We start from the raw sequence: 23,540 nt of genomic DNA, 5'->3' as shown, positions 1-23,540 counted from the left end.
CTTATCATATAGTAGAAATAGGTAAAGGCATCACACAATGTGTGATGCCTTTTGCTACACCACCTGTGTGTTTTGGAAAGGGGAATTCCGCATTGAAACGTAGAGTTGCAATTATTGGAATGGTTGTTGCATTTTTAATTGGTGCTGGCGGAATGTTTGCAGGCATGTCTGTATTTGGGGTTAACCCATCAGAAGTAACGCAAACAATTTCGAGTGGGAATGCTAGCACTGCGCAAGGGAATTTGGCAAAAATTAATGAGGCGTATGCACTAATTGATTCACGTTATGTGGAAGACGTGAAAGATGAAAAGTTAGTTGAAGGTGCAATACAAGGTATGTTGTCTACGCTGAAGGACCCTTATTCCACGTATATGGATAAAGAAACAGCCAAACAGTTTAGTGAATCGCTTGATCCCGAATTAGAGGGGATTGGGGCTGAGGTGAACAAGACGGACGGTAAGCTTATTATCGTATCGCCAATTAAAGGTTCACCAGCAGAAAAGATAGGAATTAAACCGAATGACCAAATTTTATCTGTAGATGGAAACAGTGTGAAAGACTTATCACGTGAAGAAGCAGTATTAAAAATTCGTGGTAAAAAGGGAACGACTGTCGCAATTGAAATTAAACGTGCGGGAGTAACTGATCCGATTGTATTTAAAATTAAGCGTGAAAAGATTCCGATCTTTACAGTGTTTAGTTCTGTGAAGCAAGAGAGCGGAAAAGATATCGGTTATATGCAAATCACTTCTTTTGCTGAAAATACAGCGAAAGAATTTAAGGATCAGTTAAAAGAGTTAGAGAAGAAAAATATAAAAGGCTTAGTTATTGACGTGCGTGGTAATCCTGGTGGCTACTTAAATAGTGTAGAAGATATACTAGGGGAAATTATGACGAATAAAAAGCCGATGCTACAAGTAGAGCAGCGAAATGGTGAGAAGAAGAAATTCTCTACGGAACTGAAAGAGAGAAAACCATATCCAATTTCAGTATTAATTGATAATGGAAGTGCTTCTGCTTCAGAGATTTTAGCGGGTGCGCTAAAAGAAGGAGAAGGATACGATTTAATTGGTGAAAAGACATTTGGTAAAGGTACTGTCCAGCAAGCTGTTCCATTTAAAGACGGCAGCAACATTAAATTAACGATGTTTAAATGGTTAACGCCGGATGGGAACTGGATTCATAAAAAAGGAATCGCGCCAACAGTAGAAGTGAAGCAACCAAATTATTATCATGCGACACCAATTCAAATTGAAAAAACACTTTCATACAATTCAAATGATGTACAAGTAAAACATGCTCAGGAAATGCTTAAGAGCTTAGGTTATGTACCAGGTCGTGAAGATGGATACTTTAGTAAAGAGACAGAATCGGCTCTGAAAGCATTCCAAAATGCAAATGAAATGGAAGTGACAGGACAGCTTGATAAAAAGACAGCTGAAGCGATTCAAACTAAAATTATCGAAAAAATCCGTTCTGGAGAAAATGATCTACAATTACAGTCAGCATTAAAATTAATGGCAAAATAAGAAGAAATACAGGCAGTTTGCTGCCTGTATTTTTTTGTGTTAAACAAACGTTTGTTTAGTTATGATAATATAAAAAGAAAGAATGATATAAATGGTGGTGAATGAGTTCGTGGAGGCGTGGATTTTTGAAATAATGCGGGCAGTTGGACGTTTTTTCTTACACCCTGCTGTCTATATATTTGTAATAAGTAGTATCTTCGTTGGATACTTACGTATGTTAAGAGAACGAAAAGATTTTTCTTTTAAAGTTTATGATATTTGGTTTGAACTGCGAACCTCTCTATTTGCAGGGATTGGATACGGATTAGTAGTATCTATTATTACGATTGGGCTTGGACTTGTTGTTTCTAAAGCAAGCTTATGGGCCATTTTAATTTGGACGTTACTATTTGGATTAACGGCTATGTATCGATATTTATCGGCGGCTTATACATTTAGCATTGCGATTGTATGTGTTCTATTATCTTCTAAGCTACCAGTTTCCTTTTTACAGCTTCGAGAAGGTGAAGAGAGTACCATTGTATCCCTTGTTATTTTACTAGGCGTTATGCTTATTGTAGAAGGCTTATTGATTTCTAAAAACGCAGTAGGATATTCGACGCCGAGGATTAGGCAGGGGAAGCGTGGATTAAAGATTGGTTTACACGAATCAAAGCGTTTATGGATCGTTCCTATTTTTATTCTTGTACCGGGTGATGCGGTAACGCAGTTTATTTCATGGTGGCCTGTCGTTTCAATAGGTTCAAATACATATTCTCTATTCCTCGTTCCATTTTTAATTGGATTTATGAGAAATATTAAAAGTTATGAGCCGACGGAAGCTTTATTATTTACAGGAAGACGGGTTTATGGGTTAGCAGGACTTGTGCTCGTTTTAGGAATCGCAAGTTACTGGTGGCACGTACTTGCAATTATCGCGATGGGAGTCGCTATGCTTGGGCGTTTCACAATTTCGATGCAAGAAAAAATTGCCGATGAAACAAGACCAGCGTATTTTGCTGCACGCAATGATGGGCTCGTTGTACTAGATACAATTCCAAATACAATTGGAGCAGAGCTGAAATTACTGCCTGGAGAAATTATTACGAAAGTAAATGGAGTCATTCCAAAAAGCGCCGAGGAATTTTATGATGCGCTTCAAACGAAGACGACAGGAGCATTTTGTAAATTAGAAGTATTAGATACAAATGGTGAGCTTCGTCTTGCACAAACTGCATTATATGCTGGTGGACATCACGAATTAGGTATTGTATTCGTTGAACAGGAGCATGAGTGGGATTCGGAAGCGATGTAACAAATAAAAGAAGAGGTTGTATAACATTGTAGTTATATAGCCTCTTCTTTTTTGATTTACGGTTTTACTTGAGCGTAATGTTGCACAACAAATTCACGAAACGTTTGTGCAGCAAGTGATAAGTAGTGTTTTTCATTCCATACTAAATGAGGTGTCCATTGGCAAACGGGTTCTTCAAGCTGGAGAAGCGTTAGCGGTGGTAATTCCTTTTTTGCTGCGATTGGTAAAAAAGCAACGCCAAGTCCAGTGCGTACTAAGCCGCTTATTGCTGCAGGTTCATCTCCTTCACATACAATGTTAGGCGTAAACCCGGCTTGTCTGCAGAAATTGTCTGTAATCTCACGGAAGCTATACCCTGGTTTTAGGGAGATAAAAGGATCGTTTGCTACTTCACTTAGCTTGATACGGTCGCGATCTTTGAGTCGATGTGTACTTGGTACAGCTAGTACGATCTCTTCAGTCATTAATGGAAGACTATAGACTCCTAGTCGATCAATAGGTGAAGGTGTGAGACAAAAGTCGATTTCGCCTTTTTCAAGAAGCTGAATTTTTAATTCCTCTGTAGATGCTTGTGTTATACGGAAATTAATGTGTGGATATAAGGCTAGAAAAGGCGCTAGCAATTCAGAGACACGATTTAAAGTTGTAGTAGCTACTAAAACACTTCCTCGTTCTAATCCAGCCATATCTGTAACTTGTCGTTTACCAGTTTCCAGAGCCTCAAGGGCCGTATCCACTTGTTTGAGAAAAGTTTTTCCGAAAGCATTTAGGCGAATTTGACGCCCAATTCGGTCAAATAAGGGAACTCCTACTTCCTCTTCTAATCGAGCGATAGTAACGCTTAAAGCTGGTTGAGAGATATGCAGTTCTTGTGCCGCTTTTGTTATATGTTCCGTCCGAGCGACTGTTTTAAAATACTTGAGCTGCAGTAATTCCATAAAATATGTTCACCTTCTCTTATATACTTGAAGTTATTAATATGATAATTATTTTATATTTTTGTTTATCAATAATCAATTTTATAATATGAGTGTGAAAAGAAATACTGTAAAAATTTATATATAGATAAAAAATGAGATGGATAATTTTGGATATTCAAAAATATTTAGAGCATATTCAATCTGAAAAAAGAGAGGTGAGTTTCTCTTACTTATCTCATCTTCAAAAGCAACATGTACTCAACGTTCACTTTGAGAATCTTGATATTCTTGCAAGAAAACCTCTATCTTTGCGTAAAGAAGATTTATATCAAAAAATTGTTCATGCGAAGCAGGGTGGCGTGTGCTACGAGTTAAACGGAATATTTTATTTTCTGCTAAAAGAATTAGGATTTGATCCCTATCTTATGGCAGGGACTGTATATGTAAGAGAAGGAATGTGGGCTCTTGAAAATGCTCATTTATTCATAATCGTATCAATTGATAATAAAGAGTATTTGGTGGATGTAGGTATGGGCGGTAATTCACCACGAATTCCTGTCCCGCTGAATGGAGAGGAAGTTGTGGATAGTGATGGTCTTTACCGAGTAAATAAAGACGAGACAACATCATTTTATTATTTGCAAAAAAAGACTGATGATAAGTGGGAAATTCTATATCGTTTTGAGCAGCCTTCTCATAAATGGAACCTAGAGAACATTCATCCAATTTGTGTTTTAACTGAAACAGCTCCAGATTCGATGTTCAACAAAATGTATTTCCTTTCAAGAGTGACAGAAAATGGGCGTATTACTTTGCTAGGAGATATGCTGATTATCGTTAACGGAAAAGAGAGAATAAAAGAAAAACTAAAAAAACATGAGATTGAAGAAACGGTTCGTCGTTATTTTCAAATCCAAATATAATGAGAAAATTTTAGGGAGGGTTTATGTATGACTTTAGATTTACAAGTTCAATCGTTTCTTGCGCAAGGTGGAAATTTGAATACACTTACAGGAGAAGAGCACGGAGAAGCAAAAGCTGTATTTAAGGTGGAAGATTTCTATATCCCTGTGAAGGACGGTGAAATTAAACTTCGAGTTTATACACCGAATGAAAAGGAATCATTACCTGTTTTTGTATATTTACATGGTGGTGGATGGGTAGCAGGAGATATTCAGGCTGTAGATACTTTATGCCAAAATATAGCGCATGACGCGGAGTGTATAGTTGTTGCGGTAGAGTATCGCTTAGCTCCTACGCATAAATTCCCGGTTCCGTTAGAAGATTGTTATGAAGCTACTAAATGGGTAGCTGAAAATAGTTCTATGCTTAATGCAGATAAAACAAAAATCGCAATTGGTGGAGATAGTGCTGGTGGAAATATTGCAGCAGCAGTTGTTATTATGGCTCAAAAATTCAACAATCTTTCATTGGTGGCTCAAGTATTAGTTTATCCTGTAGTTGATCTTACTTTAACTTTCAAAGCACAATCATATCGAGACAATGCTGAAGGTTATTTACTTACAACTGAAGGAGTTTTTTGGGCAACACAAATGTATTTACGTGACGAAATTGATAGGTACAATGTCTTTGCATCCCCTTCAGTGAATAATGAGTTAGAGAATTTGCCACCAGCGCTTATTATTACAGCGGAATATGATCCACTACGAGATGATGGCGCTGCATACGCAAAACGTTTAGAGGCAGCTGGGATTCCTGTAGAATATAAGTGCTACGAAGGGATGGTCCATGGTTTCTTCTGGATGGCGGGCATTATGGATAAAGGTCTCCAAGCACGATTACAAGTTTCAAATTATTTAAAGAGTGTATTTGTGGGGAAATAGAAGGGCATCTCTACTAGTAGAGCACCTTTGTTTTAATAAGATACGTAACATATAGAAAAAAGCCTAATTTCTCATTGGTATAAATGGGGAGTTAGGCTTTTTCAGATTTGTTCATTTTTGTAGTTTCATAGACGGATAACTTGAATAATTATTTGATAATGGTTATCATTTAGAGAGTCTTTTTAATTTTGGAAAATGGAGGTAAAATATGCTGCGTAAATTTTTCTCGTACTATAAACCGTATAAAGGTTTATTTATACTCGACTTTTCTTGTGCGGTTGTCGCAGGATTATTAGAACTCGGCTTCCCGCTTATCGTAAATCAATTTATTGATAAGTTATTGCCAGGGCAAAACTGGACGCTTATTTTATGGGCTTGTTTCGGTTTACTCGCAGTTTATATGTTAAACGCAGGCTTACAATATGTCGTTACATATTGGGGACATATGCTTGGTGTTAACATTGAAACAGATATGAGGCAGAAATTATTTGATCATATTCAAAAGCTATCATTCAGATTTTTTGATAATAATAAAACAGGTCATTTAATTTCACGCCTTACAAACGATTTAATGGAAATTGGGGAAATTGCTCACCATGGACCAGAAGATTTATTTATCGCCGTAATGACTTTAGTTGGGGCATTCTCATTTATGATGATGATCAACTGGAAGTTAGCGTTATTAACGTTCTTCGTCATTCCATTCCTATTATGGTTAGCGCTGTACTTCAATAAAAAAATGACAGGTACATTTAGACGTTTATTCTCAGATGTTGCTGATTTTAATGCATGCATTGAGAACAATGTAGGGGGCATTCGTGTTGTACAAGCATTCGGAAATGAAAAGTTTGAGAAAGAGCAATTCGCTGTGAACAACGCTCGTTTCCGTACAACGAAATTAATGGCGTATAAAATTATGGCTTTAAATTCATCGATTAGTTATATGCTCATGCGTCTCGTAACGCTCTTCGTCTTAATATGCGGTACATGGTTTGTTCTGCAAGGAGAATTAACGTACGGTGGATTTATCGGATTCGTTCTATTAACGAATATTTTCTTCCGCCCAATTGAAAAAATTAACGCGGTAATCGAAAGCTATCCGAAAGGAATCGCCGGTTTTAAAAGATATGTAGAGCTTCTTGAAACAGAGCCTGACATTGTAGATTCTAAAGATGCAATGGAAGTGAAGCATGTACACGGTGATATTCAATATAACAACATTACGTTTGGATATGAAAACAAAGAACCGATTTTAAATGACATTAGTTTGAAAATACATGCAGGTGAAACAGTTGCGTTCGTTGGACCATCAGGAGCTGGGAAAACGACGTTATGTAGCCTATTACCACGTTTTTATGAGCAATCATCTGGATCGATTCAAATTGATGGAATTGATACGAAAGATATGACATTATCTTCACTTCGTAAGCAAATTGGAATTGTGCAGCAAGACGTGTTCTTATTTTCAGGAACAATTCGTGAAAATATCGCTTACGGAAATTTAAAAGCATCAGAAGCTGAAATTTGGCAGGCAGTAAAACGTGCGCAATTAGAAGATTTAATTTACTCACAGCCGGACGGTTTAGATACTGTTATCGGTGAGCGCGGCGTGAAACTTTCAGGTGGACAAAAGCAGCGTCTAGCTATTGCTCGTATGTTCTTGAAAAACCCTCCAATTTTAATATTGGATGAAGCAACTTCTGCATTAGATACAGAGACAGAACTTGCGATTCAAAAATCGCTTGCGGAGCTATCTGTTGGCCGTACAACATTAGTTATCGCTCACAGACTTGCAACGATTAAAAATGCAGATCGCATCGTCGTTGTAAATAAAGATGGTATTGCAGAACAAGGTTCACATAATGAATTAATTGAGCAAGGTGGAGGATACAGTAGGTTATACGAAGCTCAGTTTAGTTCGTAAATATAATTTGTACAGAATTAGTGCACCATAAGTAGGTAAAAATCTCATATGGGAGGCTATAAAGTATGATTGTAACAACAACGTCTACAATTCAAGGAAAAGAAATTATTGAGTATATCGATATCGTCAATGGAGAAGCGATTATGGGCGCGAATATCGTTCGTGACCTTTTTGCCTCTGTCCGTGACGTTGTCGGCGGTCGTGCTGGCGCTTATGAAAGTAAATTAAAAGAAGCGCGTGACATCGCAATGGAAGAGATGAAAACTTTCGCAAGACAAAAAAATGCAAATGCAATTGTCGGTATCGACGTGGATTATGAAGTAGTTCGCGAAGGGATGCTAATGGTTGCAGTGAGCGGGACTGCTGTTCGTATTTAAAGTAAAAAGCCGTGCTAATGCACGGCTTTTTATATTCTATGTCGAAGTTTCAATATTTCTTGGGAAATGCGGAAGGCCTTGTCGATATATAGGGAAGACATTAGAGCGCTTCCTTACATTTCCGGATTTGAGCTAATAATGTTTCGTATTCTTGGTTGAGAGATGTGATGTCATCGTGATGATTTTGTATGGAAACTCGGCCAATGATTTCTGTTAGTTTTGTTTGTAATCGTAATAGTTCTTGTTCAGTAACGTTTACAGAATCCCCCGTTGTTCTTTTTGTGTATTGTTCGTAATTACCGTGGAATACCCTTGGTTCACTCTCGTCTACTTGTAGAATATGGTCTGCAACAGAGCGAATAAAGGCACGATCATGGCTAATGAAAAGTATTGTACCAGGGTATTCTTGTAACATGATTTCTAATTCTTCTTGCGTCGCTAAGTCTAAATAGTTTGTCAAACTTATTTCAGCTTGTGATTTTTGAATTCGTTATTATAAACTTGTGCCTTAGCTAGCGCCTCAGCATCGTTTTTAATTTCATCCAGTCCATTCGCATCTCCAATAACATAACCTTCAAATGAAGAACCAACAAAATCAAAGATATATTGGAATTGAGCAATAAGCGGTAATGCTTTTAGCTTTGGATTATCCCCGCCAACGATGACAACATACATTTTTTTGCCTTTCATTTTTTCTTTGAAATGAAGAGATGTATCGCGCAAGCTTTGTGACCAGCGATCAACAAAGTTTTTCATATGTCCACTCATTCCGTACCAATATAATGGTGTAGCAAAGATAATCGTGTCGTGCTCTAGCATGCGTTTGGTTAACTGCTCATAGTCATCATTTACGGATTGGAATCCTTCTGCATCATGACGTTGGTCTGTAATAGGATAGACGGTATGATCACGCAAATAAATTTGTTCTGTTTCAATGTCCTCTATCATCATATGTGTTAAAGCTTCTGTATTTCCGTTTTGTCTTGAACTGCCATGTATAACAAACATGTAATCATTCCTTTTCTTTTGCTTGTTTTAGGAGTGAAACGTGTTTTTGCAAATTCGCTTGGATGTTGGAAAGTAATGTGATTTGCTTTGTTACTTCATTGAGTTTATCTTCGTAAAGCGTAAGGATACTGCTACACGGATTGTCGTACAGGTGCGGTTCAATTTCAAGGCAGCGCAGCATCCTTGCCGTCTCTTCTAAATTTAAGCCAATTTGTAAGTACATTTGAATAAGCTCCACTTTTTCGATGGCACTTTCATCAAAATCACGGTAACCATTTGCAAGGCGCTTAGAAGGGAGTAAGCCCTTTTCTTCGTAATGTCTTAGTGATCTTTCACTAACGCCAGTTTTTTTTGATAATTCTCCAATTCGCAATGCGTTTCACTCCTTCTACATGTATTGTAAACCTTCACACTAATGTGAGGGTCAACTCTGTTTTTTCGCAAAAGAATCTACATGATTTAAGAACACTTGAATGGCTTTAGATGGAATGAAATATTTACCGCGTACGATGGAAAACGGACGGATTAGTTGTTCATTTGGAACTTCGACGTGGAATAGTTCTTTTGCTAATAGCTCTTTCCGTACAGTCCAATCAGAAAGGATAGCGATGCCAAGCCCGGCACTAACAGCTTCCTTTACGCTTTGGATACTACTGAATGTAAAGAATCGTTTCATTTTTAAATGGTGTTGATGAATAAAGCGGTCACTATAAGCGCGTGTACCAGAACCACTTTCTCTTAATACCCATACTTGATCTTGGAGTGTACTTTCATTTATTTCATTTGTGCGGAGTAATGGATGATTTGGCGGGACGACGAGCTTCATTTCATCTTGCATAAATGTTTCAACATCTACGTCGGCGTATACGACTTGTCCTTCCACTAGGCCGATATCAATTTGATTAGAGCGAAGGCTTTGCAAAACGTCTTCTGTATTTGAGATGAAAGTATGAACTTCGACGTGTGGATTTTCATTCGCATAGTTAGCCAGTATTTTTGGAAGTAAGTATTCGCCAATTGTAAAACTAGCACCAATGCGAAGTGTTCCTGTTACAACGTTATGTAGTTCATTAATTTCTTGTTTAGCATCTTCGTAAAGAGAGAGCATTTGCTTTGCATGTATATATAATATGTTTCCAGCTTCCGTAACTTGGACGTGCTTCGGGGAGCGTTGAATAAGTGTAGTGTCAAATTCGTTTTCTAAGTTGCGTATATGCATACTTACTCCAGGCTGTGAAAGGTTTAATAATTCTGCTGCACGGGAGAAGTGTTTCTGTTCAACGACAGTAACAAAAATTTTTAAAATGTCTACGTTCATATAATGGGCTCCTTTCTTTTTCTATCATCTTATCATAAGTATTTCTGATGATAGAGATTTGGTATTGGTATTAAACTTATTATAGAAACTTTCTTATAATGTAAGTAGAAAGAACATGCATGTTCCAATACGATTATTGGAGTGGTTCAAAATGGAACAAACACTTGTTATACAAAAGAAGAAGCGTTTTGGATTTTCGCAAGGAATTGGGATTACATTATTAATCGCAATTGCCGCGAAATATTTAGCAGAGCTTCCATTTTTAAATATTATGGGACAATTAGTAATTGCTATTCTAATTGGGATGGTTTGGCGCGCTGCAATTGGAGTTCCTCACGATGCGATAGCAGGAACGAACTTTGCGAGTAAGAAGTTGCTGCGCTTTGGGATCATCTTACTTGGAATGCGATTAAATCTTGTTGATATTGCGAAGGCGGGACCGAAAGTATTGGTCATCGCGGCGGTTGTTATTACATTTACTATTTTTGTTGTATACGGACTAACGAAAGTATTTAAAGTAGAAAAGAAACTTGGGATTTTAACAGCATGCGGTACGGCAATTTGCGGCGCAGCCGCGGTCGTGGCAATTGCACCGCAAGTCAAAGCGAAGGACGATGAAACAGCAGTTGGGGCAGCAATCATCGCGATTTTAGGTACCATATTTACGCTTATTTATACGTTATTATATCCAGTGCTTGGTTTATCTCCGTACGGTTATGGTGTATTCTCAGGTGCGACGCTTCATGAAATCGCTCATGTCATCGCAGCTGCGGCGCCAGGAGGAAGTACTGCTGTAGACATCGCAGTTATTGTGAAGTTAACGCGCGTAGCAATGCTTGTGCCAGTAGCGATTTTAATTGGTCTATGGTTTGGTAAGAGTGAAGGTAGCAAAGAAAAGAAATCGTGGCGCGAACTTCCAATACCATGGTTCATTTTCGGGTTCTTAGCGATGAGTGCAGTGCATTCGCTCGGGATTATTCCAGAAGTTGTTGCGGGATACATTGTTGTTCTTGCTTACATGCTTATCGCAATGGCGATGGCAGGGCTCGGTTTAAATGTAGAGTTTAAAACGTTCCGTAAATTAGGAAGTAAAGCATTTGTGGCGGGGCTGATTGGCTCGGTTTGCTTATCGGTTCTTGGATACGTTCTTGTATATGCGTTAGGATTTATGTAGTAGAGGAGAAAGCTGTTCCCGAAGGTGTTTGGGGACAGCTTTTTCTTATGATTATAGTAGCGCTACGGATGTCGATATATTTGGAAAATCGCCGATATAAATGGAGTTGCGCTGATATATTTGGGAAATCGCCGATATATTTCAAGTTGCGCTGATATATTTAGAAAATCGCTGATATAAATTGAATTACTCTTGTACTTTGTTAGAGTAGATGTTCAATGAAACATTTTTCTAAAATTTGTAAAGATATCTTTACTTATAACTGGAAAATATTTATAATTTAAGTAAAGATATCTTTACTTTTGAAGGTGGATCCTATGGGTGTGAAAAATAAAATAAAAGAGTTAAGAAAGCAAAATCATATAACACAAGTTGAAATGGCAAAGGCGATGCAGGTGACGCGGCAGACGATAGTGGCGATTGAAAATCATCATTACAATCCAAGTCTAGAGTTATCTTTAAAAATTGCCAAATATTTTGGAGTGAAGGTGGAGGAAATCTTTACGCTGGAGTAAGGGGAGAGAAATGGTAGGAAAACGAGCATAGCGATAGGGGGAATAAAAAATGCAGGATGAGTTTGAGAGATTTCAGTCAGATAAAGCGTTTAAATATGTAGGGTTATTTTTTACGATTAGTTTAGCGATATGGAGTTTATATAATTTAATTGTTGATGGAAATGCTGGTATGCCGTTTGTTTTATTTGTACTAGGGCAGTGGGTGTATTTTCTTGTGAACTATTGGCCGAAGTGGAAATATAGAAATCGAAAAGAGGCTAATCATGTATGAGTAAGAGAGAGGTCATGAGATTCGTAGGGAGTTTGCTTGTAGCAGGAATTCTTTTAAATACGAGTTTAATGATTTTAAGTATTTCGTGGGGAACTATTTTTATATCGAATGTAGCGCTAGTCATTTTATATGGAATTTCGGAATATAAAGAGCAGAAGCGTTTGAAAGAAGAGGGAGTACCATCAATTGATGAGCGAGTTGTGAACAAGATGAAGTTATATTTTATGATTTGTATTACAAGCTTCGTTTTCTTGTTTATTATGTATCTTTGTGTAAATAAGTATTTAGATAGGCAAGCAGTACATGTAACTGAGCTATTATATATTGCTATTTTTGGTGTATTAATTAGTATCGCATCAACGAGTGTGTTAGCAACAAGGAATAATAGATAGAAAAAGGGGAACTGGGATGGGATTACCGGTGTTATGTGTCGCTACAGCTATATTTTCGCTTCTTTGGGGAATGCAAAACTTTTCTCGTAATCCAGTGCCGAGTATTTGTATTATGATTGGTACTGTAGGTTTATCGTATTATTTATTATTATTAGCCCATTATCATAAAACGGCAACGAGTGTTGTTGTTGGAGCACTTATTTTATTTTGTGGGCGCGCCATACAAAAGGGGTTATTTCCATAAAAGCTGTTTATACATTTTGTATAAACAGCTTTTTGTATTTTTTTACAAAAAGCTTGAAAGTTACGTAACGTCATCTTTTATAATGAAAGGGAAGAGGTGATGGTAGTGATTTCAATACAAGAATTGACGAGAGAAACAGGGGTTACAGTACGTACACTACGTTATTATGATCAAATAGATTTATTAAAGCCGAGCGGAAAAACAGAGGGTGGACATCGGTTATATAGTGAAAATGACGTTATTCGTTTGCAACAAATTTTATTTTTAAAAGAAATGGGATTTTCATTAAAAGAAACTGCGAATATGTTAGTAAAAGGTGAGCTGGATTTAAAAAATTCGCTTGAAAAACAACTTCGGTTTGTACAGGAAGAACAAAAGAAATTTAATCGAATGGAGAGTGTTTTACAAGCAGTTGTTTATTCGGTAGATGTGGAGGGAGAACTCGATTGGAAAGTTATGTTTGAACTGATTCAGCTTTCGAAGCAGTCTCCTCGTATACGTGAAATATTTCAAAATGAAGTATTTTCAAAGGAAGAACAAAAATTGCTTCATAATTTACCAAACATGAGTAAGGAAGATCCGAATGTTTTAGAATGGGTAGATTTATTAAAGCAATTACGCACTTTTATGAAAGACGGTAAAGAAGCTGCTAGTGATGAGGTACAAGGGGCAATGAAGAGATTAATGCAGAAGTGTTTAGAAATGGCTAATGGTGACGAAGCGTTTTTAGATAAGTTATGGGAAGTTAGAAAATCGAAGGAAGATTCACAGAAAATGAGCATGTATCCAATTGAAGAAGAACTTTTAGTGTATATGGATGAGGCTTTTCGTATTTATGATGAAAGGGAGAAGGATAAATGAGCATACTCGCAGAATATCGTTGGTATTTTTTAATTGGGGCAGAAATTGTATTTTGGTTATCAGCTATCGGTTTCTTTTTACTTCGCTACGGATTCCGTTTGAAAAAGGCGAGTTTTATTATGGGAATTGTACTCCTCGTAAATGAAGTGTTTATTTTAACTTTAGGAATAGTGGACTATTATCAAACAGGAAAGTTCTCTAACTTTCAAATTATTACTGTAATTATTTTATTGTATGCAGTTTTCTACGGGAAAAAGGATTTGAAGAAGCTTGATATATTTGCACAAAAATCAGTTGCGAAATGGCGTAATGAACCGGCGCCTATTATTGAAGAACAGGTAGAATTAACAGGCATGGCCTATGCAAAGCAGGAAATAAAAAATTGGGTATTACATCTTGTTTTATTCGTTGGTGTGCACATTTTCTTTTTCTTCGCGTATGGATTTATTCCATTTGAACAATGGGGTAATTGGTTAGAATCGGGAATCGTTTTAAATAAAGCTGCAAGTCGCGTGAGCCAAGTGTGGGCGATTGTATTTTTAGTTGATACAGCAATTTCATTTTCATATGTGATTTTTCCGAAGAAGGAGAAAGGAAAAGAAAAGCTACTTTCATAGTTGACAGTAGCTTTTCTGGTATACAAATAATTTTTATAGGAGAGGATGACAATAGAAAAAAGAATCAGCTGTATATGTCTATTTCTCTTTAGTTTAGTAGCATGTTCACCATCTAGCACTACAATTGATAAGAAGAATGATGTCATTGTAAAGGGAGCAGGAACTTCCAATCTAGATAAATTCGAACAGTTCGTTATGAACGTTGATCAAGGGAAAGTTGATAAAATAAGAATTGTACAGTATACCGATGAAGGTGACCCGGTTTTTCAAACGTTAGAGCATAGTGGGAAAGATATCCTTTATGTGTTAGATAGTAGACAAGACAAGTTTGCTGGTGACCATAAAGGATTACATAAAGATAGTTGTAAAAGTATTGTTAAAGAGCAGCGCGAATCAGAAAGTACTTATCGGTTAACAGATTGTACGAATGAAGATGGACGCAATGGATATGACTTATTATATGTATCAAAAAAATAGAGTTAGTAGAGGAAGGAAGTATTTACTCCTTCCTTTTTCTATGTGTATATTGTCGAAAACTTTACCGAATATCTGTTCGTTTTTTTAGGTTTTTTATAGGTATTCGTGGTAAAATAATAATACAGATTTTTATGAGGAGGTCGGATTTTCTTGGAACGTCAATTTGAAATTGTCTCAGCGTATTCCCCGCAAGGTGATCAGCCGGTAGCTATAGAGAAGCTTGTAGAGGGAATTAATAGTGGAAAGAAAAAGCAAGTGTTGCTTGGAGCAACAGGAACGGGTAAGACATTTACGATTTCAAATGTCATTAAAGAAGTGCAAAAGCCAACACTTGTTATGGCTCATAATAAAACGTTAGCAGGGCAGTTATATAGTGAGTTGAAAGACTTTTTCCCGAATAATGCAGTTGAATATTTTGTTAGTTACTACGATTATTATCAGCCAGAAGCGTATGTACCACAAACAGATACGTTTATTGAAAAAGATGCGCAGATTAATGATGAAATTGATAAATTGCGTCACTCGGCAACGTCTGCATTATTTGAACGGGACGATGTAATTATTGTTGCGAGTGTTTCTTGTATATATGGCTTAGGTTCTCCAGAAGAATACCGCGAGCTAGTTGTTTCGCTTCGAGTTGGTATGGAAAAAGACCGTAATCAATTGCTTCGTGAACTTGTTGATGTACAGTATGGACGTAATGATATTGATTTCAAGCGTGGTACATTCCGTGTGCGAGGAGATGTAGTTGAAATCTTCCCGGCATCACTTGATGAGCATTGTATTCGAATCGAATTTTTCGGTGATGAAATCGATCGTATTCGTGAAGTAAATGCGTTAACAGGTGAAGTATTAGCAGAACGTGATCATGTAGCAATCTTCCCAGCATCTCACTTCGTTACACGTGAAGAAAAGATGAAGGTCGCTATTGAAAATATCGAAAAAGAATTAGAAGAGCGTTTAAAGGAATTAAATGATAACGGCAAGTTGTTAGAAGCGCAGCGTATAGAACAGCGTACACGTTATGATTTAGAAATGATGCGCGAGATGGGATTTTGTTCAGGTATTGAAAACTACTCCCGTCATTTAACACTTCGTCCAGCGGGGGCAACGCCGTATACGCTATTAGACTATTTCCCGAAAGATTTCTTAATCGTTATGGATGAATCGCACGTATCAGTACCACAAGTAAGAGCGATGTATAACGGGGACCAAGCGCGTAAGCAAGTGCTTGTGGATCATGGATTCCGTCTGCCGTCAGCTTTAGATAATAGACCGCTCACATTCGATGAGTTTGAAGAGAAAACGAATCAAGTTATTTATGTTTCAGCAACGCCAGGACCGTATGAGTTAGAGCAGTCGCCAGAAGTAATAGAACAAATTATTCGTCCAACAGGGCTTTTAGATCCACCAATTGATATACGACCAATTGAAGGGCAAATTGACGATTTATTAGGAGAGATTCAAGATCGTATTGCAAAAAATGAACGTGTATTAATTACGACTTTAACGAAGAAAATGTCAGAGGATTTAACGGATTACTTAAAAGATGTAGGAATTAAAGTTAACTATCTTCACTCTGAAATTAAAACGTTAGAACGTATTGAAATTATCCGCGATCTTCGCCTCGGTAAATTTGATGTACTTGTCGGCATTAACTTATTGCGAGAAGGATTAGATATTCCGGAAGTATCACTTGTAGCTATTTTAGATGCTGATAAGGAAGGGTTCTTGCGTTCAGAACGTTCATTAATTCAAACAATCGGTCGTGCCGCGCGTAATGAAAACGGCCGCGTTATTATGTATGCAGATCGTATAACGAAATCTATGGGAATTGCGATTGAAGAAACGAAGCGTCGTCGTAGTATACAAGAAGCTTACAATGAAGAGCATGGTATTACGCCGAAAACGATTCAAAAAGGCGTTCGTGATGTTATCCGTGCAACGACAGCTGCTGAAGAGACAGAAACATACGAAGCAACTCCTGCTAAGAAAATGACGAAAAAAGAGCGCGAAAAGACAATTGCGAAGATGGAAGCAGAGATGAAAGAAGCAGCAAAAGCGTTAGACTTCGAGCGTGCAGCTGAACTAAGAGATTTACTATTAGAATTAAAAGCGGAAGGGTGAAAAAAGTGAGTAAGAGCAAGGATTTTATCGTTGTAAAAGGTGCTAGAGCACATAACTTAAAAAATATTGATGTAACCATTCCGAGAAATCAGCTTGTCGTTGTAACGGGATTGTCTGGTTCGGGGAAATCATCATTAGCATTTGATACGATTTATGCAGAAGGGCAGCGCAGATACGTAGAATCATTATCTGCGTATGCGCGCCAGTTTTTAGGACAAATGGATAAGCCAGATGTGGACACGATTGAAGGATTGTCACCAGCAATTTCAATCGATCAAAAAACGACGAGTCGTAATCCACGTTCAACTGTCGGAACGGTAACGGAGATTTATGATTACTTACGTTTATTATTTGCACGAATTGGTACGCCAATTTGTCCGAATCATGGCATTGAAATTACGTCACAAACAGTAGAGCAGATGGTAGACCGTGTTCTTGAATATCCTGAACGTACGAAATTACAAGTGTTAGCGCCTATCGTTTCTGGGCGAAAAGGTGCGCATGTAAAAGTACTTGAAGATATTAAGAAGCAAGGTTATGTTCGTGTTCGCGTTGACGGTGAAATGCTTGATGTATCTGAAGATATTGCGTTAGATAAAAACAAGAAGCATTCCATTGAAGTTGTAATTGACCGTATTGTTGTAAAAGAAGGGATCGCAAGCCGTCTTGCTGATTCACTTGAAAGTGCATTAAAGCTTGGCGGGGGACGAGTGTTAATCGATGTTATGGGAGAAGAGGAACTTCTGTTTAGTGAACATCACGCTTGTCCGCATTGTGGTTTTTCAATTGGAGAATTAGAGCCGCGTATGTTCTCATTCAATAGTCCGTTCGGAGCATGTCCTTCTTGTGATGGACTTGGTTCAAAGCTAGAGGTAGATTTAGAGCTTGTTATCCCGAACTGGGATTTATCATTAAATGAACATGCGATTGCACCTTGGGAACCGACAAGTTCACAATACTATCCACAACTTTTACAATCTGTATGTAATCACTACGGCGTTGATATGGATATTCCTGTGAAAGATATACCGAAAGATTTATTTGATAAAGTGTTGTACGGAAGCGGGGAAGAGAAGGTTTATTTCCGCTATGTAAATGAATTTGGTCAAGTAAAGGAAAATGAGATTTTATTTGAAGGTGTTATTCCAAACATTGAACGTCGTTATCGTGAAACGAGTTCCGATTACATTCGTGAGCAAATGGAAAAGTATATGGCAGAACAAGCTTGTCCAAAGTGTAAAGGTGGACGCTTAAAGCCTGAGAGTTTAGCTGTATTTGTTGGCAATAAAACGATTGCTGACGTAACGAAGTATTCAGTTCAAGAAGTACAAGAATTCTTCTCGAATGTAGAGCTAACGGAGAAGCAACAAAAAATAGCTCATTTAATTTTAAGAGAAATTCAGGAGCGCGTTGGATTCTTAGTGAACGTTGGTTTAGATTATTTAACGTTAAGTCGTGCTGCAGGAACTTTATCAGGTGGTGAGGCGCAGCGTATTCGTTTAGCGACGCAAATTGGTTCTCGTCTAACTGGCGTACTTTATATTCTTGATGAGCCTTCAATTGGTTTACACCAGCGTGATAACGATCGTCTTATTCGTACATTGCAAGAAATGCGCGATTTAGGTAATACGTTAATCGTTGTTGAACATGATGAAGATACGATGATGGCTGCTGACTATTTACTTGATATAGGGCCTGGTGCAGGTATTCACGGTGGACAGGTCGTTTCAGCGGGGACGCCGGCTGAAGTTATGCAAGATGAGAATTCATTAACAGGGAAGTATTTAAGTGGTAAAGAGTTTATTCCAGTTCCACTTGAAAGACGTAAAGGTGATGGACGTAAAGTAGAGATTGTCGGCGCAAAAGAGAATAACTTAAAGAATGCGAAAATGTCATTCCCACTCGGTACGTTTGTAGCGGTAACAGGGGTATCTGGTTCTGGTAAAAGTACGATGATTAATGAAGTATTATATAAATCGTTAGCTCAAAAGTTATATAAAGCGAAAGCGAAGCCAGGTACTCATAAAGAGATTAAAGGTCTTGAACATTTAGATAAGGTAATTGATATTGATCAATCACCAATTGGTCGTACACCACGTTCTAATCCAGCGACGTACACAGGTGTATTCGATGATATTCGTGATGTGTTTGCACAAACGAATGAAGCGAAAGTGCGCGGATATCAAAAAGGACGTTTCAGCTTTAACGTAAAAGGTGGCCGTTGTGAAGCGTGCCGTGGTGATGGAATTATTAAAATCGAAATGCATTTCCTACCAGATGTGTATGTTCCGTGTGAAGTTTGTCATGGTAAACGATATAATCGTGAAACGTTAGAAGTGAAATATAAAGATAAGAATATTTCTGAAGTGTTAGGGATGACAATTGAAGATGGAGTAGAATTCTTCGCCAATATTCCTAAAATTAAGCGTAAACTTCAAACGCTTGTAGATGTTGGGCTTGGTTATATGAAATTAGGTCAACCAGCAACAACATTATCTGGTGGGGAAGCACAGCGTGTGAAATTAGCTTCTGAATTACACCGTCGTTCTACAGGTCGTACGTTATACATTTTAGATGAGCCAACGACTGGTTTGCATGCGCATGATATTGCACGTCTTCTAGAAGTGCTGCAACGTCTTGTTGAGAGCGGTGAGACGGTACTTGTAATTGAACATAATTTAGATGTAATTAAAACAGCGGATTATATCGTTGACCTTGGACCAGAGGGCGGAGATAAAGGTGGACAAATCGTTGCTTCCGGAACGCCAGAGCAAGTAGTGAAAGAAGAACGCTCATACACAGGTAAGTATTTAAAAGAGATTTTAAATCGTGATAAAGCAAGAATGAAAGAGAAAATAAAAGAAGTAGAGTTATCGCAATAAGTTTATTGATGAAAACCGAGTGGAAATGACGCTCGGTTTTTATTTTACGAGGAAAAACTGGTAAGCATGTTAGTAGGTATACAAGCATGAAAGATAGAATAAGTTGATATAAGTGTTTGTATCATACTTGCGTTTATTATCTATTAGCGTATGATGAAATATATATGTTTAAAAGGATGTGTGACGAAATGAGATGGATTGTATCACTTCTTGTAAATAGCGTTGTGTTAATCGCTGTATCGGGACTTTTAAAAGGGATTGCACCAGATGCATTTTACGTAGCAAATATACAAACTGCAATTATTGCGAGTATTATATTGGCGGTTTTAAATGTGTTCGTAAAGCCATTTTTAATTTTAATTACGCTACCAATTACTGTTGTAACTTTCGGCTTCTTCTTAATTGTTATTAATGCGATTACGTTAAAAATAGCAGATTCATTATTAGGAGATGCTTTTAATATATCAGGATTTGGTGTAGCGATTGTTGCGGCAATTTGTATTTCAATTTTTAATATGATAATTGAAAAGGCAATTGTTGAACCTCTATATGAAAAAAAGAGAAAGTGACAAAAAGAAAAACATTTCATTATTCGTATGAAATGTTTTTTTCTATTTATTAGAAACCGTATTTCTTGTTTCCAGAAAAAAATGGTACAATATCCGATAGAATGGAATTTTACATCAAACGAGACTGAACCCGCAGCGGAGTGGAGGTTTATACATATGCCGAAAGTAAGGACAAAAGATTTAATTGAACAATTTCAATTGGAGTTAATCAGTGGTGAAGAAGGCATTCATCGTCCGATTGATACAAGTGATTTATCACGACCTGGAATTGAAATGGCAGGATTTTTTACATATTATCCAGCAGATCGTGTGCAGCTTCTTGGAAAGACGGAGCTTACGTTCTTTGACACGTTAACGTCAGAGCAAAAACAAGAGAGAATGAAAGCGCTTTGTACTGAGGAGACGCCATGTATTATTGTAACTCGTAATCAAGATGTACCAGATGAGTTATTACAAGCATCACGTGAATCAGGTATGCCTTTATTACGTTCTTCTCAAACGACAACTAGATTATCAAGTCGTTTAACAAACTATTTAGAAGGTAAGTTAGCACCAACAACTGCTGTTCATGGTGTGTTAGTAGATATTTACGGTGTTGGTGTTTTAATTACAGGTCAAAGTGGTGTTGGTAAAAGTGAGACAGCTCTTGAGCTTGTAAAGCGTGGTCACCGTCTTGTTGCGGATGATAGTGTAGAAATTCGTCAAGAAGATGAAGACATGTTAGTCGGAAGCTCACCAGATTTAATCGAGCATTTATTAGAAATTCGTGGTCTAGGTATTATTAACGTTATGACGTTATTCGGTGCAGGGGCAGTACGAAATTATAAGCGTATTACACTTGTTATTAATCTTGAAATTTGGGATCAAAAGAAAAATTACGATCGCTTAGGTCTTGATGAAGAGAAGATGAAAATTATTGATACAGAGCTTACGAAGATTACACTTCCAGTTCGTCCTGGTCGAAACTTGGCTGTTATTATTGAAGTAGCAGCGATGAACTTCCGTTTAAAACGTATGGGAGTCAATGCAGCACAGCAGTTCTCTGAACGATTAATGAGTGCAATTGAGTTAGGAAATCAGGAGTAAACTTTGGAGAGGGAGGTCATATACATATGCTGTTAGCTTCTGTACCACAGCTTGACCGTGTAGCTATCCAACTTGGGCCATTTCCTGTGTATTGGTACGGGATTATTATCGGTACAGGTGTGCTATTAGGTCTTTGGCTGGCAACTCGCGAGGGAGAAAGGCTAGGTATTCCAAAAGATACATTTGTTGACCTTGTATTAATTGCAGTACCGATCGCTATTCTTTTTGCGAGAATGTACTATGTTATTTTTGAATGGGAATATTACGCACAAAATCCGAGTCAAATTATTAATATTCGTCAAGGTGGTTTGGCGATTCATGGTGGTTTAATCGGGGCTGTTATTACAGGCGTTCTTTTTGCGAAACGACGCGGACTTTCTTTCTGGAAGTTGGCTGATATTGCTGCACCAAGTATTTTACTAGGACAAGCAATTGGCCGATGGGGAAACTTTATGAACCAAGAGGCGCATGGTGATGAAGTAACGAGACAGTTTTTAGAAGGTCTTCATTTACCGGATTTTATTATTAATCAAATGTATATTGAGGGTGTGTACTATCATCCGACGTTTTTATATGAATCATTATGGAATTTTGCAGGCGTAATTTTACTACTTGCATTAAGAAAAGTGAATTTACGTCGCGGGGAATTATTCTTCACATATTTAATTTGGTATTCAGTAGGACGCTTCTTCGTAGAAGGCTTACGTACAGATAGTTTAATGCTAGGACCACTTCGTATTGCACAAGTAATGTCAATTGGACTTGTTGTTATTTCTATTATTTTCATTATTGTGAGACGAAAAATGGGGCAAGCTGATAAAAGATATTTAGAAAATTAGAGACAAGTAGCATCTTATTATAAGATGCTGCTTCTTTCATATTCAGGAAGGCGAAAGGACTAAGGCGATGAGAATAAATACAGTTTTATTTGATTTAGATGGAACTTTAATTAATACAAACGAACTTATTATTTCTTCTTTTTTACATACTTTAAATACATATTATCCAAATCAATATAAGCGTGAAGATGTGTTGCCATTTATCGGTCCATCTTTGCATGATACTTTCAGTAAAATTGATGAAAGTAAGGTTGAAGAGATGATTACAAGTTATCGCGAATTTAACCATGATCATCATGATGAATTAGTAGAAGAATATGAAACTGTATATGAAACAGTTCGAGAGTTGAAGAAGCAAGGTTATAAAGTTGGTATTGTTACAACGAAAGCGAGACAAACCGTTGAGATGGGATTACAGTTGTCAAAGCTTGATGAATTTTTTGATGTTGTCGTGACAATTGATGATGTAGAGCATGTGAAACCACATCCAGAGCCACTTCAAAAAGCGCTTGAATTATTAGATGCAAAACCAGAAGAAGCATTGATGGTTGGGGATAATCATCATGATATTGTCGGTGGTCAAAATGCGGGGACGAAAACAGCTGCGGTTTCATGGACGTTGAAAGGTAGAGCGTATTTAGAGGCTTACAAGCCGGACTTTATGCTAGATAAAATGAGTGATTTGCTACCGATTTTGTCTAATATGAACCGTTCATAAAGGTCCAAGTAAGTTAGTAGAGGAGCGAGCTAAGTGCGACGGACAACGCGCTATCCTGTTTCAGGAGAAAATTCATTATGGAATGTGTATAAAACAGTGTCTTTTTGGAAGGTAATGAAAAACTTTATTATTATCCAAATTGCACGTTACACGCCATTTTTATCTGTGAAGAATTGGTTGTACCGCACTTTTTTACGGATGAAAGTAGGAAAGAAAACATCATTTGCGCTTATGGTAATGCCGGATATTATGTTCCCAGAAAAGATAACTGTGGGAGAGAATTCGATTATTGGCTATAACACAACGCTTTTAGCACATGAATATTTAATTCGTGAATATCGACTTGGGGAAATCGTCATTGGAAATGAAGTGATGATTGGAGCGAATGTAACAATATTACCAGGTGTGAAAATTGGAGACGGTGCGACTGTCTCAGCTGGCACACTTGTTCATAGAGATGTACCGAGCGGTGCTTTCGTAGGTGGAAATCCAATGCGTATTATTTATACGAAAGAGCAAATGACCGCCAGAGAAGGTTCATGGTGAAAATGTAA

General features: G+C 37.5%; 26 protein-coding genes. 21 read left to right on the top strand and 5 right to left on the bottom strand.

What is annotated here, in order from left to right:
* Window positions 1-92: 92 nt before the first annotated feature.
* Entirely contained in the window at window positions 93-1,529 is a 1,437-nt protein-coding gene (locus ACTFR3_RS17895; RefSeq protein WP_078385768.1) for a S41 family peptidase, read from the top strand.
* Between the two features lie 91 nt (window positions 1,530-1,620).
* Window positions 1,621-2,823 carry a PDZ domain-containing protein gene (locus ACTFR3_RS17890; protein ID WP_033687181.1) on the top strand — a complete coding sequence of 401 codons (1,203 nt, stop codon included), beginning with the start codon at window positions 1,621-1,623 and terminating at the stop codon, window positions 2,821-2,823.
* A 56-nt stretch (window positions 2,824-2,879) separates the two neighbouring features.
* Here ACTFR3_RS17890 and ACTFR3_RS17885 read toward each other — a convergent pair whose 3' ends face one another.
* Complete coding sequence (locus tag ACTFR3_RS17885) at window positions 2,880-3,761, bottom strand: LysR family transcriptional regulator (RefSeq protein ID WP_048538373.1); 882 nt, start codon at window positions 3,759-3,761, stop codon at window positions 2,880-2,882.
* A gap of 149 nt (window positions 3,762-3,910) precedes the next feature.
* On the opposite strand from ACTFR3_RS17885, the gene ACTFR3_RS17880 reads away from it, so the two are divergent.
* From ACTFR3_RS17880 to ACTFR3_RS17865, 4 genes are all read left to right on the top strand, one after another.
* Window positions 3,911-4,666, top strand: a complete 756-nt coding sequence (locus ACTFR3_RS17880) for an arylamine N-acetyltransferase family protein (RefSeq protein WP_048538374.1) — start codon at window positions 3,911-3,913, stop codon at window positions 4,664-4,666.
* 27 nt (window positions 4,667-4,693) lie between these two features.
* Entirely contained in the window at window positions 4,694-5,587 is an 894-nt protein-coding gene (locus tag ACTFR3_RS17875; protein ID WP_017656399.1) for an alpha/beta hydrolase, read from the top strand.
* Between the two features lie 208 nt (window positions 5,588-5,795).
* Window positions 5,796-7,511, top strand: coding sequence for an ABC transporter ATP-binding protein (locus tag ACTFR3_RS17870; RefSeq protein WP_000944620.1), 1,716 nt, complete (start codon window positions 5,796-5,798; stop codon window positions 7,509-7,511).
* A gap of 65 nt (window positions 7,512-7,576) precedes the next feature.
* Window positions 7,577-7,888 (top strand): heavy metal-binding domain-containing protein, encoded by a 312-nt coding sequence (locus tag ACTFR3_RS17865; protein ID WP_000637523.1) that lies wholly within the window; start codon window positions 7,577-7,579, stop codon window positions 7,886-7,888.
* Window positions 7,889-7,988: 100 nt separating this feature from the next.
* Here ACTFR3_RS17865 and ACTFR3_RS17860 read toward each other — a convergent pair whose 3' ends face one another.
* Genes ACTFR3_RS17860 through ACTFR3_RS17845 form a run of 4 tightly spaced genes read right to left on the bottom strand, consistent with a single transcriptional unit; the run spans window position 7,989 to window position 10,214 of the window.
* Window positions 7,989-8,348, bottom strand: a complete 360-nt coding sequence (locus tag ACTFR3_RS17860; protein ID WP_017656400.1) for a macrolide transporter — start codon at window positions 8,346-8,348, stop codon at window positions 7,989-7,991.
* Window positions 8,349-8,350: 2 nt separating this feature from the next.
* Window positions 8,351-8,896, bottom strand: coding sequence for a flavodoxin family protein (locus tag ACTFR3_RS17855; protein WP_048538375.1), 546 nt, complete (start codon window positions 8,894-8,896; stop codon window positions 8,351-8,353).
* Between the two features lie 4 nt (window positions 8,897-8,900).
* Entirely contained in the window at window positions 8,901-9,269 is a 369-nt protein-coding gene (locus ACTFR3_RS17850; RefSeq protein WP_048538376.1) for a MerR family transcriptional regulator, read from the bottom strand.
* Window positions 9,270-9,320: 51 nt separating this feature from the next.
* Complete coding sequence (locus tag ACTFR3_RS17845; protein ID WP_017656402.1) at window positions 9,321-10,214, bottom strand: LysR family transcriptional regulator; 894 nt, start codon at window positions 10,212-10,214, stop codon at window positions 9,321-9,323.
* Between the two features lie 151 nt (window positions 10,215-10,365).
* Between ACTFR3_RS17845 and ACTFR3_RS17840 the strand changes: the two genes are divergently transcribed.
* The 15 genes from ACTFR3_RS17840 to ACTFR3_RS17770 all read left to right on the top strand — a co-directional run bounded on the left by ACTFR3_RS17840 (window position 10,366) and on the right by ACTFR3_RS17770 (window position 23,532).
* A complete protein-coding gene (locus ACTFR3_RS17840; RefSeq protein WP_000438432.1) occupies window positions 10,366-11,388 on the top strand; it encodes a YeiH family protein in 1,023 nt (340 codons plus the stop codon).
* 317 nt (window positions 11,389-11,705) lie between these two features.
* The gene (locus ACTFR3_RS17835; protein ID WP_000538364.1) at window positions 11,706-11,903 is read left to right on the top strand and encodes a helix-turn-helix transcriptional regulator; all 198 of its coding nucleotides are present in this window, start codon (window positions 11,706-11,708) and stop codon (window positions 11,901-11,903) included.
* 49 nt (window positions 11,904-11,952) lie between these two features.
* A complete protein-coding gene (locus tag ACTFR3_RS17830) occupies window positions 11,953-12,174 on the top strand; it encodes a hypothetical protein (protein WP_001150200.1) in 222 nt (73 codons plus the stop codon).
* Window positions 12,171-12,566 carry a hypothetical protein gene (locus ACTFR3_RS17825; protein ID WP_000043991.1) on the top strand — a complete coding sequence of 132 codons (396 nt, stop codon included), beginning with the start codon at window positions 12,171-12,173 and terminating at the stop codon, window positions 12,564-12,566. The genes ACTFR3_RS17830 and ACTFR3_RS17825 overlap by 4 nt, the downstream gene beginning before the upstream one ends.
* Window positions 12,567-12,582: 16 nt before the next feature.
* Entirely contained in the window at window positions 12,583-12,810 is a 228-nt protein-coding gene (locus ACTFR3_RS17820; RefSeq protein ID WP_000524139.1) for a hypothetical protein, read from the top strand.
* A 99-nt stretch (window positions 12,811-12,909) separates the two neighbouring features.
* Window positions 12,910-13,671: a MerR family transcriptional regulator gene (locus ACTFR3_RS17815; protein ID WP_000260344.1), complete on the top strand. Its 762-nt coding sequence runs from the start codon at window positions 12,910-12,912 to the stop codon at window positions 13,669-13,671.
* On the top strand, window positions 13,668-14,288 hold the full coding sequence (locus tag ACTFR3_RS17810) for a hypothetical protein (protein WP_078385770.1): 621 nt from the start codon (window positions 13,668-13,670) through the stop codon (window positions 14,286-14,288). The genes ACTFR3_RS17815 and ACTFR3_RS17810 overlap by 4 nt, the downstream gene beginning before the upstream one ends.
* Window positions 14,289-14,333: 45 nt before the next feature.
* Window positions 14,334-14,765, top strand: a complete 432-nt coding sequence (locus ACTFR3_RS17805) for a DUF4362 domain-containing protein (protein ID WP_017674298.1) — start codon at window positions 14,334-14,336, stop codon at window positions 14,763-14,765.
* A gap of 150 nt (window positions 14,766-14,915) precedes the next feature.
* Window positions 14,916-16,892: an excinuclease ABC subunit B gene (gene uvrB, locus ACTFR3_RS17800; protein WP_000441059.1), complete on the top strand. Its 1,977-nt coding sequence runs from the start codon at window positions 14,916-14,918 to the stop codon at window positions 16,890-16,892.
* A 5-nt stretch (window positions 16,893-16,897) separates the two neighbouring features.
* Window positions 16,898-19,774, top strand: a complete 2,877-nt coding sequence (gene uvrA / locus ACTFR3_RS17795) for an excinuclease ABC subunit UvrA (RefSeq protein ID WP_000045559.1) — start codon at window positions 16,898-16,900, stop codon at window positions 19,772-19,774.
* 188 nt (window positions 19,775-19,962) lie between these two features.
* On the top strand, window positions 19,963-20,343 hold the full coding sequence (locus ACTFR3_RS17790) for a phage holin family protein (RefSeq protein WP_001267308.1): 381 nt from the start codon (window positions 19,963-19,965) through the stop codon (window positions 20,341-20,343).
* 156 nt (window positions 20,344-20,499) lie between these two features.
* Entirely contained in the window at window positions 20,500-21,429 is a 930-nt protein-coding gene (gene hprK, locus ACTFR3_RS17785) for an HPr(Ser) kinase/phosphatase (RefSeq protein ID WP_001127250.1), read from the top strand.
* Between the two features lie 26 nt (window positions 21,430-21,455).
* Window positions 21,456-22,268, top strand: coding sequence for a prolipoprotein diacylglyceryl transferase (gene lgt / locus ACTFR3_RS17780; RefSeq protein ID WP_000922849.1), 813 nt, complete (start codon window positions 21,456-21,458; stop codon window positions 22,266-22,268).
* 67 nt (window positions 22,269-22,335) lie between these two features.
* Complete coding sequence (gene ppaX / locus ACTFR3_RS17775) at window positions 22,336-22,986, top strand: pyrophosphatase PpaX (RefSeq protein ID WP_001222403.1); 651 nt, start codon at window positions 22,336-22,338, stop codon at window positions 22,984-22,986.
* A 33-nt stretch (window positions 22,987-23,019) separates the two neighbouring features.
* The gene (locus ACTFR3_RS17770) at window positions 23,020-23,532 is read left to right on the top strand and encodes an acyltransferase (protein WP_001255070.1); all 513 of its coding nucleotides are present in this window, start codon (window positions 23,020-23,022) and stop codon (window positions 23,530-23,532) included.
* The last annotated feature ends 8 nt before the right edge of the window (window positions 23,533-23,540 follow it).

Origin of the sequence: Bacillus cereus group sp. MYBK14-1, from assembly GCF_051916885.1 — a bacterium.
GTDB classification, from domain to species: domain Bacteria; phylum Bacillota; class Bacilli; order Bacillales; family Bacillaceae_G; genus Bacillus_A; species Bacillus_A cereus.
This window is presented reverse-complemented; position numbering and strand designations above follow the sequence as displayed.

Bases quoted from the DNA above. Each gene is read 5' to 3' on its own strand.
- ACTFR3_RS17890 (WP_033687181.1), top strand. From the start codon at position 1,621: ATGGTGGTGAATGAGTTCGTGGAGGCGTGGATTTTTGAAATAATGCGG.
- ACTFR3_RS17885 (WP_048538373.1), bottom strand. From the start codon at position 3,761: ATGGAATTACTGCAGCTCAAGTATTTTAAAACAGTCGCTCGGACGGAA.
- ACTFR3_RS17875 (WP_017656399.1), top strand. From the start codon at position 4,694: ATGACTTTAGATTTACAAGTTCAATCGTTTCTTGCGCAAGGTGGAAAT.
- ACTFR3_RS17870 (WP_000944620.1), top strand. From the start codon at position 5,796: ATGCTGCGTAAATTTTTCTCGTACTATAAACCGTATAAAGGTTTATTT.
- ACTFR3_RS17865 (WP_000637523.1), top strand. From the start codon at position 7,577: ATGATTGTAACAACAACGTCTACAATTCAAGGAAAAGAAATTATTGAG.
- ACTFR3_RS17855 (WP_048538375.1), bottom strand. From the start codon at position 8,896: ATGTTTGTTATACATGGCAGTTCAAGACAAAACGGAAATACAGAAGCT.
- ACTFR3_RS17845 (WP_017656402.1), bottom strand. From the start codon at position 10,214: ATGAACGTAGACATTTTAAAAATTTTTGTTACTGTCGTTGAACAGAAA.
- ACTFR3_RS17840 (WP_000438432.1), top strand. From the start codon at position 10,366: ATGGAACAAACACTTGTTATACAAAAGAAGAAGCGTTTTGGATTTTCG.
- ACTFR3_RS17835 (WP_000538364.1), top strand. From the start codon at position 11,706: ATGGGTGTGAAAAATAAAATAAAAGAGTTAAGAAAGCAAAATCATATA.
- ACTFR3_RS17830 (WP_001150200.1), top strand. From the start codon at position 11,953: ATGCAGGATGAGTTTGAGAGATTTCAGTCAGATAAAGCGTTTAAATAT.
- ACTFR3_RS17825 (WP_000043991.1), top strand. From the start codon at position 12,171: ATGAGTAAGAGAGAGGTCATGAGATTCGTAGGGAGTTTGCTTGTAGCA.
- ACTFR3_RS17820 (WP_000524139.1), top strand. From the start codon at position 12,583: ATGGGATTACCGGTGTTATGTGTCGCTACAGCTATATTTTCGCTTCTT.
- ACTFR3_RS17815 (WP_000260344.1), top strand. From the start codon at position 12,910: ATGGTAGTGATTTCAATACAAGAATTGACGAGAGAAACAGGGGTTACA.
- ACTFR3_RS17810 (WP_078385770.1), top strand. From the start codon at position 13,668: ATGAGCATACTCGCAGAATATCGTTGGTATTTTTTAATTGGGGCAGAA.
- ACTFR3_RS17805 (WP_017674298.1), top strand. From the start codon at position 14,334: ATGACAATAGAAAAAAGAATCAGCTGTATATGTCTATTTCTCTTTAGT.
- ACTFR3_RS17790 (WP_001267308.1), top strand. From the start codon at position 19,963: ATGAGATGGATTGTATCACTTCTTGTAAATAGCGTTGTGTTAATCGCT.
- hprK (WP_001127250.1), top strand. From the start codon at position 20,500: ATGCCGAAAGTAAGGACAAAAGATTTAATTGAACAATTTCAATTGGAG.
- lgt (WP_000922849.1), top strand. From the start codon at position 21,456: ATGCTGTTAGCTTCTGTACCACAGCTTGACCGTGTAGCTATCCAACTT.
- ppaX (WP_001222403.1), top strand. From the start codon at position 22,336: ATGAGAATAAATACAGTTTTATTTGATTTAGATGGAACTTTAATTAAT.